Below are 19,471 nucleotides of genomic sequence, written 5' to 3'. Positions count from 1 at the left end.
GCGGCGACCGTACTGGTCGCCGCCCCGCCGCCGGAACTGCCGGAACTACCTGAACTGCCGGAGGATCAGACCGCCGGGGCCGGGTAGGTCGGGAACTCGACGCCCGAGACGTACTGGACGACCCGGATGACCTGGCAGGAGTAGCCGAACTCGTTGTCGTACCACAGGTAGAGGATCGCGTTGTCGCCCTCGACCTTGGTGGCGCCGGCGTCGACGATCGAGGCGTGGCGCGAGCCGATGAAGTCGCTGGAGACCGCGTCGGGGGAGTCGGTGAAGTCGATCTGGCGCTTCAGCGGCGAGGTCAGCGAGACGTTGCGCAGGTAGTCGAGGACCTCCTCGCGGTTGGTCTCGCGGGCCAGCTGGAGGTTGAGGATGGCGATCGAGACGTCCGGCACGGGGACGCGGATCGAGCTGCCGGTGATCTTCGCCTGGAGGTCCGGCAGGGCCTTGGCGACGGCCGAGGCGGCGCCGGTCTCGGTGATCACCATGTTGAGCGGTGCCGAGCGGCCGCGACGGTCGGCCTTGTGGTAGTTGTCCAGCAGGTTCTGGTCGTTGGTGAACGAGTGGACGGTCTCCACGTGCCCGCGCAGCACGCCGTACTCGTCGTCCATCGCCTTCAGCGGCGGGACGATGGCGTTGGTGGTGCAGGAGGCGCAGGACAGGATCTGCTCGTCGGGCTTGATCGTGTCGTGGTTGACGCCGTGGACGATGTTCGGGACGTCGCCCTTGCCCGGCGCGGTCAGCACGACCTTGGCGATGCCGGGGCGCAGGTGCTTGGACAGGCCCTCCCGGTCGCGCCAGCGGCCGGTGTTGTCGATCAGGATGGCGTCCTTGATCCCGTACTCCGTGTAGTCGACCTTGGTCGGGTCGTCGGAGTAGATCACGGTGATCTCGTTGCCGTTGGCGATGATCTTGTTGTTCGCCTCGTCGACGGTGATCGTGCCCTGGAACTGGCCGTGGATCGAGTCCCGACGCAGCAGCGAGGCGCGCTTGACCAGGTCGTCGCCGCCGCTGTCGCGCACGACGATGGCCTTCAGGCGCAGGCCGTTGCCGGAGGCCTTCTCGATCAGCAGGCGGGCGACCAGGCGGCCGATCCGGCCGAAGCCGTAGAGGACGACGTCGCGGGCGTCGCGGCGCTCCAGCTTGTTCTCGCCGGTGGCGCCGGAGACGGCCTGGGCGGTGAACTCCTCGACCGACAGGCCGTGGTCGTCGGCCCGGTAGGTCGCGGCGAGCATGCCGATGTCGATCTGCGAGGGGCCGAGGTCCAGGGTGGTCAGCGCGCTCAGGAAGGGCATCGTCTCGGTGACCGAGAGCTCGGCGCCGGCTATCTGGCGGGCGAAGCGGTGCGTCTTCAGGATGCTGACCACCGACTTGTTCACCAGGGACCTGCTGTGCAGCAGGACGGTCACGTCCCGCTCGCGGTGCAGTCGCCCGATGATCGGGATCATCGACTCCGCGATCTCCTCGCGGTTCTTCCAGTCCGTGAACACGTCGTCGTTGACAGTCACAAGTCCATCTTTCGAGCTGAGGGTGTTGCGCACATGGTAGCTTCGCCCGCCCCCGCCCCTTCGGCCGGTCCCTCCCCCCGCCCGCCCGACCGCGCCCCGCCCGCACCGCCCGGACCTGCGGCTTCGTCCCGACCGGGGCCCACCGCCCCGCCGCCCGCCCATCGCGAAGGTGATCACCGCCACCCCCGGGGCCGGGCGCGGAGGCCCCGGCCGTGGCGGATTTGCCGGGGGTGCGGGGTGGTGGGGTAATGGAAGCGACCCGTGCTTGAGCGTTCCGCGAACGACCCGGGAGCAGCCATGACAGACGGTCCCGAGCCCATCAGTGCCGAGGCGCTGCGCGCCGTGCAGGAGGAGTTGGCCGAGCTGCGCGGCGAGCGGGCGAAAGTGGTGGGGACGCTGCGCGGGGAGGACGTCGGCGACCGGGCGGACGCGGCGGACGAGTTGCAGCGGGCCGACGACGTCGCCCGGCTGGACGAGCGGATCGCCGTGCTGGAGGCCCGGGTCCGCGAGGGGGCCGCCGCCGGGCCGCCGTCCACGGAGGTGGTGGGGGTGGGCTCCACCGTCACCGTGCGGTTCGCGGACGGGGTGGAGGAGACCGTCGAGGTGGCGGAGCTCGCCGAGGTGCGGGAGGAGACCCTGGTGACCGCCGACAGCCCGCTCGGGCGGGCGCTGCTCGGGCGGCACGCCGGGGAGACCGTGAACTACGAGGCGCCGAACGGCGCGGCGAGCGCGGTCGTGCTGTCGGTCGGCGAACGGCGGGCTTCGTGAGCTCCCCCGAGGACCCCCAGCAGAGCCCGGCCCAGCAGAGCCCGGCCCGGCAGAACCCCGCCCGGGACGAGCCGGCCGTGGGCCCCGACCCCGTCGGGCCGCCGCAGTTCGCGCCGTACCACCACCCGGCCGCCGGCTGGGGTGCCGCGAAGAGCGTGACGCGCTTCCTGGTGAAGGAGGGCGCGTACGTGGACGGGCCCCGGGCGATCATGCGGATGAACCACGAGAGCGGCGGCTTCGACTGCCCGGGGTGTGCCTGGCCGGACGACACCAAGGGCCTGCACCTGGACATCTGCGAGAACGGCATCAAGCACGTCACCTGGGAGATGACCTGCAAGCGGGTCGGCCGCGAGTTCTTCGCCGCCCACTCGGTGACCGAGCTGTCCGGGTGGAGCGACTTCGCGCTGGAGGACCAGGGCCGCCTCACCGAGCCGATGGTGTACGACGCCGGCTCGGACCACTACGTCCCGATCAGCTGGAAGGACGCCTTCGAGCTGGTCGGCCGCACCCTGCGCGAGCTGGACGACCCGAACCGGGCCGCCTTCTACACCTCCGGCCGGCTCGGCAACGAGGCCACCTTCCTCTACCAGCTGATGGCCCGCGAACTGGGCACCAACAACCTGCCGGACTGCTCCAACATGTGCCACGAGGCCAGCGGACGCGCCCTCCAGGCCTCGCTGGGCACCGGGAAGGGCACGGTCGACCTCAAGGACTGGGAGGTCACCGACGCGCTGTTCATCATGGGCGTCAACGCGGCCTCCAACGCGCCCCGGATGCTCACCGCCCTCGCCGACGCGCACCGCCGCGGCGCGCAGATCGTGCACATCAACCCGCTGATCGAGGCGGCCGCGACCCGCACCATCGTCCCGCACGAGTTCGTGGACATGGCGCTGTTCAAGTCCACGAAGACCAGCACGCTGAACCTCCAGCCGCGCATCGGCGGCGACATGGCACTGGTGCGCGGCATGGCCAAGGCGATCCTGGAGCAGGCCATGTCCGACCCCCGGGCCCTGGACCGGCAGTTCATCGAGCGCCACACCACCGGGTTCGAGGCCTACCGCGCGCTGTGCGGGGACACCCCCTGGGAGGAGATCGAGCGGCAGAGCGGGCTCGACCGGGCCGAGGTCCTCAAGGCCGCCCGGGTCTACCGCGACGCCGACCGCTCCATCGTCAGCTGGTGCCTGGGCGTCACCCAGCACGAGCACGGCGTGGACACCGTGCGGGAGATCGTCAACCTCCTGCTGCTGCGCGGCAACCTGGGCCGCGAGGGCGCCGGCCCGTCGCCGGTGCGCGGGCACAGCAACGTCCAGGGCAACCGCACCTGCGGCATCGACCACCGCCCCTCACCCGAGTTCCTGGACCGCCTCGCCGAGGCCTGCGGGATCGACCCGCCGCGCGCGCACGGCCTGGACACCGTCTCCGCCATCGAGGCGATGCGGCGCGGCGAGGTGACGGTCTTCGTCGCCATGGGCGGCAACTTCGCGCTCGCCGCGCCCGACACGCCCTACACCCACGAGGCTTTGCGCGGCTGCGAGTTGACCGTCCAGGTGAGCACCAAGCTGAACCGCAGCCACCTGGTGCACGGCCGCCGGGCGCTGATCCTGCCGTGCCTGGGCCGCACCGAGAAGGACCACCAGCGCGGCGGGGTGCAGAGCACCTCGGTCGAGGACTCGATGAGCATGGTGCACCTGTCCGTCGGCATGAAGCGCCCGGCCTCCCCGCACCTGCTGTCCGAGCCCGCCATCGTCGCCGGGATGGCCCGCGCGGCGCTGCCGGACAGCGGGACACCGTGGGAGTGGTACGTCGAGGACTACGACCGCATCCGCGACACCATGTCCCGGGCCCTGGACGGCTTCGAGGACTTCAACCGCCGGGTGCGGCTGCCCCTCGGGTTCCGGATCAAGCAGCCGGCCCGCGAGCTGGTCTTCCTCACCCCCTCCGGGCGGGCCGAGTTCTCCACCGCCCCGCTGCCCGACGTCGTCCCCGCCCCGGGCACCCTGGCGCTGGGCACCATGCGCTCCCACGACCAGTGGAACACCACGATCTACTCCGACAACGACCGCTACCGGGGCGTGCGGAACCTGCGCACGCTGGTCTTCCTGAACGCCGACGACATGCGCGAGCGCGGCATCGCCGAGCTCGACCCGGTCGACATCACCAGCACCGCGAAGGACGGCAGCACCCGCACCCTGAACGGCTACCTCGCGATCCCGTACGACATCCCGCGCGGCTGCGCGGCGGGCTACATGCCCGAGATGAACGTGCTGTGCGCGATCGGCGACCACAGCACCCAGAGCGACCAGCCGATCATGAAGCACCTCAAGGTCACCGTCACCAAGGCGTAGGAGCCGGGGACGGCGCCCGCTCCGAACGCCTACGCCTACTCCGACGGCTGCGGCGTCCAGCGGTGCAGGCCCTTGCGGTCGTAGTACCGGGTCATCCCGAAGCCGAAGGCCAGGGCGAGCAGCACGCCGACCGCGATCATGGTCCAGCCCCGGGCCAGGCCCGCGTCCGCCCGGGCGTCGAAGAACAGGATCGCCCGGATGCCGTCGCTGAGCTGGCGCATCGGCTCGAAGAGGCTGAGGAAGCGGTAGAAGCCGGGCACCGCCTGGAGCGGGATGGTCGCCCCCGAGGAGGGCAGCGCCAGCGCGATGAAGACGAACATGGACACCAGCTGCCCGATCCCGCCGAACGCCGCGTTGATCGCCTGCACCCCGAGGCCGACGGCGAGGCTGGCGCAGTAGGCGAAGACCCAGAGCAGCCCCTGGTGCGGGGCGTCCATGCCGAGCACGGTGACCGAGCAGAGCATCACCAGGGTGGTGGTGAGCAGCATGATGCCGGCCGTCATGACCATCTTCAGCAACAGGGTCTGGGTGCGGGTGATCGGGACGGTCGGGCGCCGGGTGTGCCAGGGGCCGAGCTCGCTGTCGCTGTAGCCGAGCGCGGTGTCGACGCCGTTGTGGATGATGTTGCCGCCGATGAAGCCGGTCAGCACGGCCAGCAGGGTGTAGTAGAAGGCGCTCAGGCCGAGCCCGCTGTGGGTGCCGATCGGGTGGCCGACCCGGGTGGTGACGGCGAGCGGGTCGGCGAGCAGCAGCCGCGCGGTGGCGCTGGTGCCCGTGCCCGAACCGGACCCGGGACCGGAGGCGGTGGGCGGCACGGCGGCGGTCAGCTCCTTGCCGAGTGCCAGCGAGGCCTGGTGGGCGGCGGACTGGGTGATCTGGGAGGCCAGTGAGGAGCCGAGGCTGCCGAGGCCGGGGTTGGTCAGCACCGTCAGGGTGGGCCGTTCGGTGGCCCGGCCGGTGGTCAGTGCCGCCACGTCGGCGGTGAACGCCTGCGGGACGAGCAGCGCGCCGTAGACCTTCCCGGTGGAGAGCTGGTCCATCGCCTCGGCCTGGTCGACCTGGCGCCAGTCGACGGTGCTGCCGGGCGTCCCGGCGACGATCTCCCGGCTGAGCCGCGCGCCCAGGGTCTCCGTCCGGCCCGGCGGCGGCGGGCCCTGATCCGCGTTCACCAGGGCGATCGGGAGCCGGTGCAGGTGCCCTTTCGGATTGAGGATGCCGCCCATGTAGAGCAGCGAGAGCACCACGGCCAGCAGGCCGCACAAAATGCTCGGAACGAGCCACAGCTTCGCGTGGCGGGCGAGCACGAGGGCCCGCGCCTGCCGGGGACCGTCCTGGGAGCCTGCGGACGCCATGCCACCCCTCGGATTCGGGCGCAACCTGGTGCTGCTGCCGATGCGGTGGGAAGTCGTTCCGTGGCGGCCCGGCGGCAAAACCCCACGTCACCCGATCCGCCCCGCCGTACCCCGGCTCGCCTCGGCCGGGACGACCGGAGACAGAAGGTAAAGGTTCTACCAAGTACGCAAGTATCGGCCTCCGCGCGGTCTATGCTTCTGGAGGTTTGAAGAAGGCACCTCGTTCGGTGAGGCTTCTTCACGGACACAGGCCACTGATCCGACGACGTCGAGAGACGCCCAGGGTTAGGACAGATCTTCCCGACCTAAGGGTTGATCCGAAGTGGCTTCCGGCCCGACCGGGCTGGACACGCCGTGGAGTGCCAAAGCTCTGACGAGTTGGGGTGAGCCGGCGGTCGCTTCGCGCGCCGGCGAACTCCTTGCCGCGTCGATCACACGCACCACGGGGTGCGTCGACCGGGAGGAGGCGAGAGACATGGATTGCAGTAGTCCGGGCCACAGTTGCCCCTACCCCCGCTTGTCCTCGCACACTCCCGGCACGCGGTAACGACCCTCCCTGCGAACATCTCTGACGGTTCATCACCTCGACCACCCGGCTTCGCCGTGCCCGAACGGGCCCGCACCACCGGGTGGCGATGCGCCGCGCCCGTCCGCAGGGGGATCGCCGCCGTGCGCCCCCGATCGCCCCGCCTGCCCCGGGGCCCACGGGAGGATCGTCATGACCACCAACGCCACGCTCAACTCCAAGGTCCCCGCCCCGCGTTCAGCGGTACTGGACGACGCCCACGTCGGCGACATCAAGGGTGCGCTCGGCACCATCCGGCTCGACGACACCACACCACGCCACGGCCTGTCCGCAAGACTCAAGACCCTGCTCGCCATCGTGGGCCCCGGCCTGATCGTGATGGTCGGCGACAACGACGCGGGCGCCTTCTCCACCTACGGACAGGCGGGGCAGAACTACGGCACCCAGCTGCTGTGGACGCTGCTGATGCTCGTCCCGGTGCTGTACGTGAACCAGGAGATGGTGCTGCGCCTGGGCGCCGTCACCGGTGTCGGCCACGCCCGGCTGATCCTGGAGCGCTTCGGCAAGTTCTGGGGCGCGTTCAGCGTCATCGACCTGTTCCTGCTGAACGCGCTGACGCTGGTCACCGAGTTCATCGGCGTCACCCTGGCCGCCGGGTACCTCGGGCTGCCGAAGGTCGCCTCGGTGGTGCTGGCCGCGGTGATCATCATCGCCTCGGCGTTCACCGGCTCGTTCCAGCGCTTCGAGCGCGTCGCGGTCACGCTGTGCGTGGGCTCGCTGCTGCTGGTGCCGATCTACTTCATGGTCCACCCCAAGACCTCGCAGATGGCGCACGACTTCGTGGTGCCGAGCATGCCGGGCGGCTCGGGCCAGCTGGCGGCCGTGATGCTGGTGATCGTCTCCATCGTGGGCACCACGGTGGCCCCGTGGCAGCTGTTCTTCCAGCAGTCGTACGTCATCGACAAGCGGATCACGCCGCGTTTCATGAAGTACGAGAAGGTCGACCTGTGGATCGGGATCGCCATCGTCATCATCGGCGCCGCCGCGATGATGGGCTTCACCGCCGCGGCCTTCGCCGGCACCGACGGCTTCGGCCAGTTCTCCGACGCGGGCGCCGTCGCCAAGGGCCTTGAGGACAAGGCCGGACACGTGGTGGGCGTGCTGTTCGCCATCGCGCTGCTGGACGCCTCGATCATCGGCGCCTTCGCGGTGTCGCTGTCCACCGCCTACGCCATCGGCGACGTGTTCGGCATCAAGCACTCGCTGCACCGGGGCGTCAAGGGCGCCAAGGGCTTCTACGCGATCTACGCCGGCCTGGTGGTCGCGGCGGCCGCGATCACGCTGCTGTCCACCGACTACACCCAGGGCCTGATGACGCAGTTCGTCCAGGTGCTGGCCGGTGTGCTGCTGCCCTCGGCGACGGTGTTCCTGCTGCTGCTCTGCAACGACAAGGCCGTGCTGGGGCCGTGGGTCAACGGGCCCAAGACCAACGCCTTCACCTCCGCCGTGGTCGGGGTCCTGGTGATGCTGTCGCTGATCCTGACCGCCGCCGTGGTCTGGCCGGACATCAGCTCGCAGGCGATCCTGTGGATCATGGCCGGCTGCGGCGTGGCCGGCGTCCTGGTCGCCGGGTACTTCTTCACCTTCGGCCGCACCGCCACCAAGGAGGACCCGATCGACCGCACCGGCCGCGAGGAGTGGCGGATGCCCCCGCTGGACACCCTCGGCAAGCCGGTCATGTCCACCGCCCGCAAGGTCGGCATGGGCGCCCTGCGCGCCTACCTGCTGGTCGCGATGGTGATGGTCATCATCAAGATCGTCCAGACCGCGCTCGCCCACTGAGCCGCCGCCGGGGCGGCGCCCGACCGTACCGCCGCCCCGGCCCCGACCCGGAAACCTCGACCGCCCCGCACCCGGGGAAGGAAGGAAGTACGGCCATGCGCACCGCCCTTCACCACCACTGCCCGCGCGTCCGCCTCGCCCTGCACGACGGCGTCGAGAGGGACTACCGCCTCGACGACCCCGGCGCCTGCCCGCACTCCGGCACGCCCAACACCCGGGCCTCCGCGTACGAGCCGCGCGTGCACCTGGCCTACCTGCTGGCCCGCCAGGGCCACCGCCCGGACTGGCTCGCCGACTTCGCGGACCTCCCGCCGGCCGCCGCGCGCCGCCTCAGCCGCGCCGCCGCCCGCCACCGGCCGCACGGCTGACGCCCCGCCGACCGCACCACCCGCGCCCTCGCGCGCCCCTTCCACCCGCCGCCCCGTCACGGAGGTGACCTGCCATGTCCATCGTCGCCGCGTTCCACCCCTCCCTTCCGTCCGCCGGCCGCGGCCGCCTGCGCGCCGCGCTCGCCGCCGTGGGCCGACGCCTGGCGGAGAGCCCGCTGGACAGCACCGTCCTGCACGCCGTCACGGCCCAGGCCCCGGCCGCCGCCTCCGCCGACCGGCCCGCCCGGCTGCGGGCCAGCTGGCGGACGGTCACGGCCCCGGACGGCACCGCCCGGCTGGAAGCCTCCTGGCACCCCTGGCACCCCGCCCGCTGAACGGGCCCGTACCGATTCGTACGGATCCGCACCGACTTCGCACCGACCCCGCACCGACCCGCCGAAGGAGCATCCGCCATGGCCGTGCGCTACCCCAGGCTCGAAGCCATCTTCTCGGACCACACCGCCGCCGCCCCGCCCCGGCGGCCGCGCCCCGCACCGGACCCCCGGCCCGCCGTCGACCCGGACACCGGTCTGGTGGTGGACCCCGAACAGCGCACCGTCACCGTCGACGGGCAGCAACTGACGCTCCCCTACCTGGAGTTCGAGCTGCTCGCGCACCTGGTCGACAACCCGCTGCGGGTCCACTCCCGCCGCCAGCTGATGGAGACGGTCTGGGGCCGGCCGGACACCGGCGACACCCGCACCATCGCCACCCACATAGCCCGGATCCGCCGCAAGCTCGGCCCCGGCCACCGGGAGGCGATCGCCACCGTCCGCCAGATCGGCTACAAGTACGACCCCCGCCTGACCCGCGTCGCCTGACCGCCGACCGATCGCACCGCCCGAGGCCCGATCACCCGCCGGCCGCCACCCCACCGAAGGAGGACACCGTCGTGACCAGAACCGCCCTGTTCCCCTGGACCAGCAGAGGGACGGCGCTGTGCGGCGTCCTGCTCCTCCTCACCCTCCAGGGGATCGCCGTCGGCGTCGCCCCGGGGCGGCTGCGGCTCTTCCTCTCCGGCGTGCTCATCGGCGCCTCGGCGGCCGGGCTGCTCCTCGCCCTGCTGCTCGCCCGCAGCGGGCGCGGCACCGCCCGACCCGCCGCCCCCGACGAGGACGACACCCAGTGGTTCAGCGCGCGCTCCCTGGACGGGTTCCCGATGGAGCAGGTCCGACCGCTGCTGCTGTCGCCCGGCGCCCCGGGCCTGAACCGGCTCTACACCGCCTGGGTGTTCGCCACCCACGGGCACGACCCCCAGTGGATCGCCCACCACCTCGACCTGTCCACCCCGACCGCCCGGCTGCTGGTCACCGCGGCCCGGCACCACACCGCTCCCGACAGGAGGCCGCAGTGATCACGGCCCTCGACCACGTCCAGCTCTCCGCACCCCCCGGCAGCGAGGCCCTGCTGCGGGCCTTCTACGGCGACGTCCTGCAGATGGCCGAGATCCCCAAGCCCAGGCCGCTGACCGAGCGTGGCGGCTGCTGGTTCGCCGCCGACGGCGGCCGGGTCCGGCTCTACCTCGGCATCGAGGAGCGCTTCCGCCCCAGCACCAAGGCCCACCCCGGGATCGCGGTCTCCGAGATCGACGACTTCGCCTCGCGGCTGTCCGAGCTCGGCGCGCTGGTGGTCTGGGACGACAGTCTGCCGCCCGGGCGCCGCTTCTACACCACCGACCCCGTCGGCAACCTGCTGGAGTTCGTCGAGACCGCCTGAGCCGGTGCGCGGCGGGACCAGGATCCATTTGCCTGCGGACGTACCGAAGGAGCAGACTGCCCGGGGCCCGCAGGACGGGCCGGGACGACACCAGACGACACCACCGGAGGAGGCGGCCATGGGCGAAGACCCTCCCAGTACGCGCCGCCGTACCGGCCGCCTCCCCCACGCCCGCCCCCGCGCCTGACGCGACGGCCCGGGGGGACGCGGCGTTCGTCCCGATCCCGCTGACGTCGCACGCACCTCTCCCGACCCCGGGGCCCCGGGTGCGCGCCGGAGGTGCACCCCATGACCCTGCCGAAGCCGGCCCCGGGCACCGCCCGGGGCTCACTGCCGTCCCGGACGGCCGCCCGCCTGGCCCGGATGACCTGGGTGGACGCGCTCGTCGCGGCCGCCGTCCTGGTGCTGCTCTACCTCGCGCTGCGGGTCGGACAGGGCACCACCGTCCGGTTCTCCACCGGCCGGAACGCGGCGGTCGACACCGACCCGGCCCGGCTGCCGTACGACGCGGCCCGCTCGCTGCTGCGGATGTTCGCCGCGCTCGCCGTGTCGGTGGTCTTCACCTTCGGCTACGCCTACGCCGCGGCCCGCAGCCGCCGGCTGGAGCGGGTCCTGATCCCGGCCCTGGACATCCTCCAGTCGGTGCCGGTGCTCGCCTTCCTGACCGTCGCGGTGACCGGCTTCCTCGCCCTGTTCCCCGGCTCCGTACTGGGCCTGGAGTGCGCGGCGGTGTTCGCCATCTTCACCTCCCAGGCCTGGAACATGACCTTCGGCTTCTACTGCTCGCTGGTCTCGCTGCCGCCCGAACTCGACGAGCTGTCCCGCTCGTTCCGCTTCACCCGGTGGATGCGGTTCTGGAAGGTCGAACTGCCCTCGGGCATGATCGGCCTGGTCTGGAACGGCATGCTGAGCTTCGGCGGCGGCTGGTTCTTCCTGGTCGCCTCCGAGGCGATCAGCGTCGACAACCAGCGCTACGCGCTGCCCGGGGTCGGCTCCTACGCGGGCGCGGCCATCGCCGCCGGCGACCTCGGCCGGGTCGGCTGGGCGATCGCCACCATGGCCGTCCTGGTGGTCGGCGTCAACCTGCTGTTCTGGCGCCCGCTCACCGCCTGGGCCGAACGCTTCAAGAACGAGCAGTCCGAGGCCACCGAGGTGCAGCGCTCCGTCGTGCTGGACCTGCTGCGCCGCTCGCACTGGCCCGGGCTGCTCGGCCGGCTGCTGCGCCCGGGGTGGCGGGCGCTCTCCCGGGCCGGGCGCCTGCTGGGCACCGACGACCGCCCGCTGGCCGTCGACCCCGGGCGGCGGCGCGCCGGGGACGCCACCTTCGCCGCCGTCGCCGGCGGCCTCGTGCTCTGGGGCCTGGTCGACCTCGGCCGCTACCTGCACGGCGCGACCGGCCTCGGCGTGTTCGGCGAACCGCTGCTGCTCGGCCTCGCCACGCTCGCCCGGGTCGTCGTCCTGGTGACCGTCGCCACCCTGGTCTGGGTGCCGGTCGGCGTGCGGATCGGCTTCTCCCCCCGGCTGACCCGGATCGCCCAGCCGCTGGTGCAGGTGCTCGCCAGCTTCCCGGCCAACTTCCTCTTCCCGCTGGTCGTCTGGCTGCTGCTGCGGACCGGGCTGTCGATCGACCTCGGCGGCGTCCTGCTGATGGCCCTCGGCGCCCAGTGGTACATCCTGTTCAACACCATCGCCGGCGCCATGGCCATCCCCACCGACCTGCGCGAGGCCATGGACGACCTCGGCGTGCGCGGCTGGCAGCGCTGGCGGCGGCTGATCATCCCCGGGATCTTCCCGGCCTACGTCACCGGCGGCCTCACCGCCTCCGGCGGCGCCTGGAACGCCTCGATCGTCTCCGAGGTCGTCACCTTCGGCGGCACCACGCTCACCGCCACCGGCCTCGGCGCGTACATCGCGCGGGCCACCGAGCGCGGCGACTACCCGCACCTGCTCGCCGGGGTGGCGGTGATGAGCCTGTACGTCGTCGCCCTCAACCGGCTGCTCTGGCGCCGCCTCTACCGCCTGGCCGAGCGCCGCTACTCGCTCTGACCCGCGCCCGCTCCCCGCCCCGGAGGTCCCCGCATGCGCTTCCCGTTCCCGCGCGCCGCCCGCACCACGCCGCCCGCCGCCGCCGTGTTCTCCCCCGTCGAGCCTTCCCCCGCCGACGGCGAGATCCTGCTGGAGACCGTCGGCCTCACCAAGGCCTACGCCGGCGCCGACGGCGCGCTGCCCGTGCTGTCCGGCATCGACCTCACCGTCCGGGCCGGCGAGATCGTCGCCCTGCTCGGCCGCTCCGGCTCCGGCAAGTCCACCCTGCTGCGCTGCCTGTCCGGGCTGATCCCGCCCAGCTCCGGCACCGTCGCCTACCGCGGCACCCCGCTCACCGGCGCCAACCCGGGCAGCGCCCTGGTGTTCCAGACCTTCGCGCTGCTGCCCTGGCTGACCGTCCGGCAGAACGTCGAACTCGGGCTGGAGGCCCGCGGCGTGCCGCCCCGGGAGCGCGCCGAGGCCGCCGTCCAGGCCATCGACCTGATCGGCCTGGCCGGCTTCGAGTCCGCCTACCCCAAGGAGCTCTCCGGCGGCATGCGCCAGCGCGTCGGCTTCGCCCGCGCCCTGGTCGTCGAACCGGACGTGCTGATGATGGACGAGCCCTTCTCCGCGCTGGACGTCCTCACCGCCGAGAACCTGCGCGGCGAGCTGCTGGAACTGTGGGAGTCCGGCCAGTTCCCCACCCGCGCCGTCGTCCTGGTCACCCACAACATCGAGGAGGCGGTCCTGATGGCCGACCGCATCGTCGTCCTCGGCTCCCGCCCGTACGGCACCATCCGGGAGACCGTCGAGGTCGACCTCGACCGGCCCCGCGACCGCGACGCCGCCGCCTTCGACGAACTCGTCGACCGGGTCTACCGGATCATGACCGGACGCCCCAAGGAGACCCGCCTGCCCGGCCGCGCCGACGGCGCCCGGCCCGACCGGCGCACCGTCGCCAACACCCCGCTGCCCACCGCCAGCGTGGACGGCCTCGCCGGCCTCGCCGCGATGATCGCCCACCGCGGCGGCTGCTGCGACCTCGCCGACCTCGCCGACGAACTCGGCCTCGACATCGACGACATGCTCCCCCAGCTCGACGCCCTCGACCTGCTCGGTTTCGCCGAGATCCACGGCGACGACCTGCTGCTCACCGAGGCCGGCACCGCCTTCGCCGGAGCCGACGTCCAGGAGTCCCGGAGCATCTTCGCCGCAGCCGCGGTGGACGTCCCGCTGGTCCGGCTGATCACCAACGGCCTGCGCGGCCGCCCCGGCGCCGCCGTGCACGCCGGCTTCTTCCGTGACCTGCTCGCCCACCACTACACCAGCGAACAGGTCGACCGGCAGCTGGAGACCGCCACCGACTGGGGCCGCTACGCCGGGCTGTTCGGCTACGACGCCGCCCTGCGGGAGTACCGGCTCGACGAGGAGACCGCGTGAAGCGCCGGAATCAGGCCTGGCCGGTGGCCGGGCGGCGGCGGGCGGAGCGGATGGCGCGGGCGAACGGCTGCTCGGCCGTCGCGGCGGCCGGACCGGTACCGCCGCCGTCACCGCCGTCACCGCGCCCGGGCAGGTCGTTGGCGATCAGCGCCGCCTCCGCCAGCAGGCCGCGCACCTCGGCGGCCCGGTAGAAGATCCGGGTGCCCTCCCGACGCGAGACGACCAGCCCGGCCGCCCGCAGCCTGGCCAGGTGCTGCGAGGTCGCCGCCACGTGCGCGCCCAGCAGCTCCGCCAGTTCGCTGACCGGCAGCTCCCGCCGGGTCAGCGCCCAGAGCAGCCGGTACCGGGACGGGTCGGCGACCGCCTTCAGCACCGCGACCGCCCGCTCCGCCGCGTCCGTGTCCCACGCCTCTTCCTGCGCACCCATGCCAGGATCCTACCGAGCCGGCCCCGCCGCCCCGGCGGCGCCGGATCCGCTGCCGTCCGGCCGGGCGCGGGCGGCAACTGCGGGCGTCGACGGCGGGCTTACCCGGCGGGCGTCGACAGCGGGCGTCGATAGCGGGCCGATGGCCGGGGCTGCCAGGCTTCAGCCATCCTTTCCACCGCTGCCGACCGGCCGCACCGTCCAGGAGTTGGAGTCCGTACGAGATGATCGAGCACACCACGTTCCGTACCGCGGTCAGCGAATCGCACAAGCACAATCCCTGGGGCTGAGCGGCCTGGGTCCGCCTTCGGACGCCCGCCCGCCGGGCGGTGTCGGGGAGGACGGACCCGGCCGCCGTGGTCGGTGGGGCGACCACGGCGGCGGTTGGGGGGTGGGGGCGGGGTCATGCCGTCAGGCCGCGGCGAGGGCCGCCCTGACCGCGGCGCCGACCTGCTCGGTGGTGAGGGAGCCGCCGAGGTCCGGCGTGCAGGCGCCCTCGGCCACGGCCGTGCCGACGGCCAGCTGGATCGCCTTCGCCTCGGCGGCCCAGCCCAGGCGCTCCAGCATCAGCGCGGAGCTGAGGATGGCGCCGAAGGGGTTGCCGATGCCCTGCCCGGCGATGTCGGGCGCGCTGCCGTGCACCGGCTCGTAGAGGCCGAACCCGGTGTCCGGGTTGATGTTGGCCGAGGCCGCGTTGCCCAGGCCGCCGGCCAGCATGGCCGCCAGGTCGCTGAGGATGTCGCCGTACGAGTTGTTGGTGACGATCACGTCGAACTGCGACGGGTCGGAGATCAGCTTCATCGCGGCGGCGTCGACGTAGAGGTGGGTGGAGTCGATGGCGGGGTGCTTCGCGGCGGCCTCGCGGAACACCCGCTGCCACACCTGGCCGCCGTGCCGGACGGCGTTGGACTTGTCGACCATGCAGACGCCGCGCTCGGCGATCGAGTACGCGTACTCCATCACCCGCGAGACGCCCATGTAGGTGCTGACGTCCGCGTCGACGGCCATCTCGTGCACGGTGTTCCCGCGCAGCACACCGCCGATGTCGGTGTAGAGGCCCTCGGTGTTCTCCCGGACGATCACGGCGTCGATGGCGCGGGTCCGGGCGTCGCGCAGCGGGCTCAGCCGCTCCTGGAGCAGGGTGGCCGGGCGGTGGTTGACGTACAGGTCGAGGTCGAAGCGCAGGCGCAGCAGGACGCCGCGGCCGTAGTCCGAGGTCTTCACGCGGGGGTCGCCGATGGCGCCGAAGAGCACCGAGTCGCTCGCCTTGATCCGCTCGAAGTCCTCGTCGGACAGGGAGACCCCGGTCCGCAGGTAGGTGTCGGCGTTGACGTGGTCGAGCACGTCGATCGCGAGGTCCAGGCCCAGCGACTCGATGGTCTCCAGGGCCTCCTTGGTCACCTCGGGGCCGATGCCGTCACCGGGGATGACGGTCACTGTCTTGGTCATGGGTCTCTCACCGTTTCTGGGGTGGGGCCGGCCGGTTGTGGGTCGGGTCGGCCGGGCCGGGGGCGTCGGGCAGGGTCACCGCCGCGCGGCCCTGGGAGCTGCGCCGGGGGCGCGGTCGTCAGGAGGCCCGGCGCTGCTTCGCCGCGTCCGGGGAGGAGAAGGCGCCGCGGGTGATGCTGGTCATCCAGGCCGGGCGGCCCTGCTCGAAGGCGGCGATCGCGTCGGCCTTGCGCAGCGTGACGTCGATGTCGTCGAGGCCGTTGAGCAGCAGCCAGCGGGCGCGGTGGTCGGCCTCGAACTCCCAGGTCCCGAGGTCGGTGCCGACGGTCAGCTGCTCCAGGTCGACGGTGATCTCGAACTTCGGGTCGGCCTGGGCGCGTTCGGCGAGGTCGGCGACGACGGGCACCGGCAGGGCGACGGCCAGCAGGCCGTTCTTCAGCGCGTTGCGCAGGAAGATGTCGCCGAAGCTGGTGGCGATGACGGCCCGGAAGCCCCAGTCGCGCAGGGCCCACACGGCGTGCTCGCGGGAGCTGCCGGTGCCGAAGTTGTGGCCCGCCACCAGGACGCTCGCGTCTTGGTGCTCCGGCTGGTTCAGGACGAACCCGGCCTCCTTGCGCCAGTGCCCGAACAGGGTGTCGGCGTAGCCGGTCTTGGTCAGCCGCTTGCAGAACTCGGCCGGGATGATCTGGTCGGTGTCGACGTCGTCCCGGGACAGGGCCACGGCCTGTCCGGTGTGCGCCGTGAGCGGCTCCCTCATGCCTCTGCCCCCTGCTGGTCGGTCTGGCTGCGGTCGGTCGAACGGGTGGAACGGGTCGGGCGGGTGTGCCCGGCGGGCGCGGTCACAGCTCGGTCGGCGCGGCCAGGCGGCCGACCACGGCGGTGGCGGCGGCGACGACGGGCGAGACCAGGTGGGTGCGGGCGTGGGTGCCCTGCCGGCCCTCGTAGTTGCGGTTGGAGGTGGACGCGACCCGCTGGATGCCCTGGAGGCGGTCGGCGTTGATGCCCATGCACATCGAGCAGCCGGAGAGCCGCCACTGCGCGCCCGCGTCGATGAAGACCTGGTCCAGGCCCTCCTCCTCGGCCTGGGCCCGGACGGCCATCGAGCCGGGGACGACGAGCATGGTGATCCGGTCGGAGACCTTGCGGCCGCGCAGCACGTCGGCCGCGGCCCGCAGGTCCTCGATCCGGCCGTTGGTGCAGGAGCCGAGGAAGACCGTGTTGATCTCGACGTCCCGCAGGGCGACGTCCGGTTCGAGGCCCATGTACTCCAGGGCGCGGCGCGCGGCCTGCTGCTCGGCGGGGGTCGCGAAGGTCTCGGGCGCCGGCACCGCGGCGTCCAGCGGGACGGCCTGGCCGGGGTTGGTGCCCCAGGTGACGAAGGGCTTGAGCCCGGTGACGTCCAGTTCGACCACGCGGTCGAAGGCGGCGCCCTCGTCGGTGCGCAGGGACTGCCAGTAGCGGACGGCCTCGTCCCAGTCGGCCTCGGCGGCCGGGTCCCAGCGCTCGCGCAGGTAGGCGAGCGTGGTGTCGTCGGGGGCGATCAGGCCGGCGCGGGCGCCCGCCTCGATGCTCATGTTGCAGACCGTCATCCGCCCCTCCATGGAGAGGTTCTCGACGGCCTTGCCGCGGTACTCGATCGCGTAGCCGTTGGCGCCGTTGGCGCCGATGTGCGCGATCAGCGCGAGGATCAGGTCCTTCGGCGTGACGTCGGCCGGCGGCTCGCCGACGAACTCGACGGACATCGTCCGGGGGCGCTGGAGGGCCAGGGTCTGGGTGGCGAGCACGTGCTCGACGTCGCTGGTGCCGACGCCGAAGGCGAGCGCCCCGAAGGCGCCGTGCGTGGAGGTGTGGCTGTCGCCGCACACCACGGTCATGCCGGGGCGCACGAAGCCCAGTTCGGGCGCCACCACGTGCACGATGCCCTGCCGGTCGTCGCCGAGCGAGAACAGCTCGATCCCCTGCTCCTCGCAGTTCTCGCGCAGGCGCTCCAGCTGGGCGCTGCCCATCGCGTCCTTGACCAGCAGCGTGTTGGTGGGCACGTTGTGGTCCTCGAGGGCGAGCGCGAGGTCGGGCCGGCGGACCCGGCGGCCGGCCAGCTGGAGGCCGTCGAAGGCCTGCGGGGAACTCGCCTCGTGGAGCAGGTGCAGGTCGATGTAGAGCAGGTCGGGCTCGCCCGGTGCCTGGTCGACGACGTGGCTCTGCCAGACCTTCTCGATCAGGTTGCGCTCGGTGCCGCCCATCAGCTGGCCACCGCCATCTCGGTGGTGCGCGCCAGGCGCTCGGCGATGATCTCGCGCAGCTCGCCCAGTTCGATGCAGGTGCCGTCGGCGCGGCCCGCGATGTAGGTCTCGTAGATCTCGTCGAGCAGGTCGCGCTCGGCGCCGATTCCCATCTGGTCGAACAGGTTGCGGACCACATTGCGCCCGGAGTGCCGGCCGATGAGAATTCCGCGTTCCCGGCCGAAGCTGTGCGGCTCGACGTATTCGTACGTGACCGGATTGCGCAGCATTCCGGCCTGGTGGATTCCGGCCTGGGTGGCGAAGGCGTTCTCCCCGAATATCGCCTTGTTGCGCGGGGTCGACATTCCGATGATCCGGGCCAGCAGCTGGTAGGCCTCGTAGAACTTCTCGGTGCGCAGCCGGCTGGTCAGGCCGAGCTGCTCGCCCTTGTAGAGCAGCACCGCGGCCAGCTCCTCCAGCGGGGTGTTGCCCGCGCGCTCGCCGATGCCGGCGATGGTGGCCTGCACCTCGTCCGCGCCCGCCTCGACGCCGGCCAGGGCGTTGGCGAGGGAGAGCCCGAGGTCCTGGTGGCAGTGGGTGGACAGGATGATGTGGTCCGGGATCCAGGAGCGGACCCGCGCCACCTGGGCGCCGAACTCGGCCGGGATCAGGCAGCCGGTGGTGTCGGCGAGCGCGACCGTGCTGGCGCCCTCCTCGATGCCGGCCTCGATCATCGGGCGCAGCAGGTCGTCGCTGCCCCGGCTGGCGTCCTCGATGCCGAGCGTGATGTCGGTGAAGCCCAGCTCGCGGGCGAACCGGATGCTGTCGATGATCTCGTGCAGGCCCTCGGCCCGGGTGAGGCCGCGCTTGTGCTCCAGGTGGACGTCGCTGCCGGTGGCCATGATCTGGACCTGGTGGCGCTCGACGCCGCCGGCCTCGGCGGCCAGCTCGATGTCCGCGCGGACGGCCCGGTTGAGGGTCGCCACCTTGGCGGTGGTGAGCGCGCCCGCGATCAGTCTGGTGGCCTCGAAGTCACGCGGTGAGGAACTGGGGAAGCCGGCCTCGATGGTGTCGACGCCGGTGGCCTCGATGGCGAGGGCCAGCTCCAGTTTCTGGTCGGGGTTCATCGCGTTGCCCGGGGCCTGTTCGCCGTCGCGCAGTGTCGAGTCGAATACCCGGAGCCGCCGTGCGGTGGGGACGGATTTCGAAGACATGGATTTTCCGCCTCTTTCGGGAACGCCGCCGGACGGGCGACCGGACGGGAGGTCGCGGTGTGCGGCGGCGGAGGATTGTGGCTGGCAGCGGTGACTTTACTGGTCCGGAATCACTGCCCGTCAAGACTTTTCGAACAAATAATCATTCGATGGCGGGCCGATAGCGGGACCCCTGACAATAGGCTTGACGCGCCCTTTTCCCGATGCATCGTGTACTGAGGCAAGGAGTGGTTTTCATGCGAGATATCCCGTCCGAGGAACGTCCGCCGGCCCGG

The 19,471-nt window shown here is 72.2% G+C and carries 17 protein-coding genes and 1 riboswitch; of the genes, 10 read left to right on the top strand and 7 right to left on the bottom strand.

Going from position 1 to position 19,471, the window contains the following annotated elements; translation table 11 throughout:
• Positions 1-65: 65 nt before the first annotated feature.
• A complete protein-coding gene (locus ACFVTF_RS37285; RefSeq protein ID WP_063349745.1) occupies positions 66-1,508 on the bottom strand; it encodes a glyceraldehyde-3-phosphate dehydrogenase in 1,443 nt (480 codons plus the stop codon).
• A gap of 297 nt (positions 1,509-1,805) precedes the next feature.
• On the opposite strand from ACFVTF_RS37285, the gene ACFVTF_RS37280 reads away from it, so the two are divergent.
• Positions 1,806-2,276 carry a GreA/GreB family elongation factor gene (locus ACFVTF_RS37280; protein ID WP_387818594.1) on the top strand — a complete coding sequence of 157 codons (471 nt, stop codon included), beginning with the start codon at positions 1,806-1,808 and terminating at the stop codon, positions 2,274-2,276.
• Positions 2,277-2,353: 77 nt separating this feature from the next.
• Positions 2,354-4,621 (top strand): FdhF/YdeP family oxidoreductase, encoded by a 2,268-nt coding sequence (locus tag ACFVTF_RS37275; protein ID WP_387818596.1) that lies wholly within the window; start codon positions 2,354-2,356, stop codon positions 4,619-4,621.
• A 35-nt stretch (positions 4,622-4,656) separates the two neighbouring features.
• Here ACFVTF_RS37275 and ACFVTF_RS37270 read toward each other — a convergent pair whose 3' ends face one another.
• Positions 4,657-5,973: a YhgE/Pip domain-containing protein gene (locus ACFVTF_RS37270; protein WP_387818592.1), complete on the bottom strand. Its 1,317-nt coding sequence runs from the start codon at positions 5,971-5,973 to the stop codon at positions 4,657-4,659.
• Positions 5,974-6,185: 212 nt separating this feature from the next.
• Positions 6,186-6,363, top strand: a riboswitch (M-box (ykoK) riboswitch).
• Positions 6,364-6,691: 328 nt separating this feature from the next.
• Between ACFVTF_RS37270 and ACFVTF_RS37265 the strand changes: the two genes are divergently transcribed.
• The 8 genes from ACFVTF_RS37265 to ACFVTF_RS37230 all read left to right on the top strand — a co-directional run bounded on the left by ACFVTF_RS37265 (position 6,692) and on the right by ACFVTF_RS37230 (position 13,890).
• Entirely contained in the window at positions 6,692-8,341 is a 1,650-nt protein-coding gene (locus ACFVTF_RS37265; RefSeq protein ID WP_387818590.1) for an NRAMP family divalent metal transporter, read from the top strand.
• Positions 8,342-8,436: 95 nt separating this feature from the next.
• Positions 8,437-8,709 carry a hypothetical protein gene (locus tag ACFVTF_RS37260; protein WP_363375417.1) on the top strand — a complete coding sequence of 91 codons (273 nt, stop codon included), beginning with the start codon at positions 8,437-8,439 and terminating at the stop codon, positions 8,707-8,709.
• 74 nt (positions 8,710-8,783) lie between these two features.
• On the top strand, positions 8,784-9,044 hold the full coding sequence (locus tag ACFVTF_RS37255; protein ID WP_387818588.1) for a hypothetical protein: 261 nt from the start codon (positions 8,784-8,786) through the stop codon (positions 9,042-9,044).
• A 78-nt stretch (positions 9,045-9,122) separates the two neighbouring features.
• The gene (locus ACFVTF_RS37250; protein WP_387818586.1) at positions 9,123-9,530 is read left to right on the top strand and encodes a winged helix-turn-helix domain-containing protein; all 408 of its coding nucleotides are present in this window, start codon (positions 9,123-9,125) and stop codon (positions 9,528-9,530) included.
• Positions 9,531-9,601: 71 nt separating this feature from the next.
• Positions 9,602-10,063, top strand: coding sequence for a hypothetical protein (locus ACFVTF_RS37245; RefSeq protein WP_387818584.1), 462 nt, complete (start codon positions 9,602-9,604; stop codon positions 10,061-10,063).
• Entirely contained in the window at positions 10,060-10,425 is a 366-nt protein-coding gene (locus ACFVTF_RS37240; RefSeq protein WP_371519893.1) for a glyoxalase, read from the top strand. Before ACFVTF_RS37245 ends, ACFVTF_RS37240 begins: the two co-directional genes overlap by 4 nt.
• A gap of 288 nt (positions 10,426-10,713) precedes the next feature.
• Complete coding sequence (locus ACFVTF_RS37235) at positions 10,714-12,471, top strand: ABC transporter permease (RefSeq protein WP_387818582.1); 1,758 nt, start codon at positions 10,714-10,716, stop codon at positions 12,469-12,471.
• Positions 12,472-12,504: 33 nt separating this feature from the next.
• Positions 12,505-13,890, top strand: a complete 1,386-nt coding sequence (locus tag ACFVTF_RS37230) for a nitrate/sulfonate/bicarbonate ABC transporter ATP-binding protein (protein ID WP_387818580.1) — start codon at positions 12,505-12,507, stop codon at positions 13,888-13,890.
• A 10-nt stretch (positions 13,891-13,900) separates the two neighbouring features.
• Here the strand turns inward: ACFVTF_RS37230 and ACFVTF_RS37225 are convergent, their stop codons facing one another.
• The 5 genes from ACFVTF_RS37225 to ACFVTF_RS37205 form a co-directional block, all read right to left on the bottom strand.
• Positions 13,901-14,317 (bottom strand): ArsR/SmtB family transcription factor, encoded by a 417-nt coding sequence (locus ACFVTF_RS37225; protein ID WP_387818578.1) that lies wholly within the window; start codon positions 14,315-14,317, stop codon positions 13,901-13,903.
• Between the two features lie 408 nt (positions 14,318-14,725).
• Complete coding sequence (locus tag ACFVTF_RS37220) at positions 14,726-15,763, bottom strand: isocitrate/isopropylmalate family dehydrogenase (protein WP_350880933.1); 1,038 nt, start codon at positions 15,761-15,763, stop codon at positions 14,726-14,728.
• Between the two features lie 118 nt (positions 15,764-15,881).
• Positions 15,882-16,520, bottom strand: a complete 639-nt coding sequence (gene leuD / locus ACFVTF_RS37215) for a 3-isopropylmalate dehydratase small subunit (protein ID WP_387818576.1) — start codon at positions 16,518-16,520, stop codon at positions 15,882-15,884.
• Positions 16,521-16,602: 82 nt separating this feature from the next.
• A complete protein-coding gene (leuC, locus tag ACFVTF_RS37210) occupies positions 16,603-18,003 on the bottom strand; it encodes a 3-isopropylmalate dehydratase large subunit (protein WP_350880937.1) in 1,401 nt (466 codons plus the stop codon).
• The gene (locus ACFVTF_RS37205) at positions 18,003-19,196 is read right to left on the bottom strand and encodes a LeuA family protein (protein WP_387818573.1); all 1,194 of its coding nucleotides are present in this window, start codon (positions 19,194-19,196) and stop codon (positions 18,003-18,005) included. The genes leuC and ACFVTF_RS37205 overlap by 1 nt, the downstream gene beginning before the upstream one ends.
• Positions 19,197-19,471: the final 275 nt, after the last annotated feature.

Origin of the sequence: Kitasatospora sp. NPDC057940 (assembly GCF_042887425.1) — a bacterium.
In the GTDB taxonomy this organism is placed as follows: Bacteria; Actinomycetota; Actinomycetes; order Streptomycetales; family Streptomycetaceae; genus Kitasatospora.
This window is presented reverse-complemented; position numbering and strand designations above follow the sequence as displayed.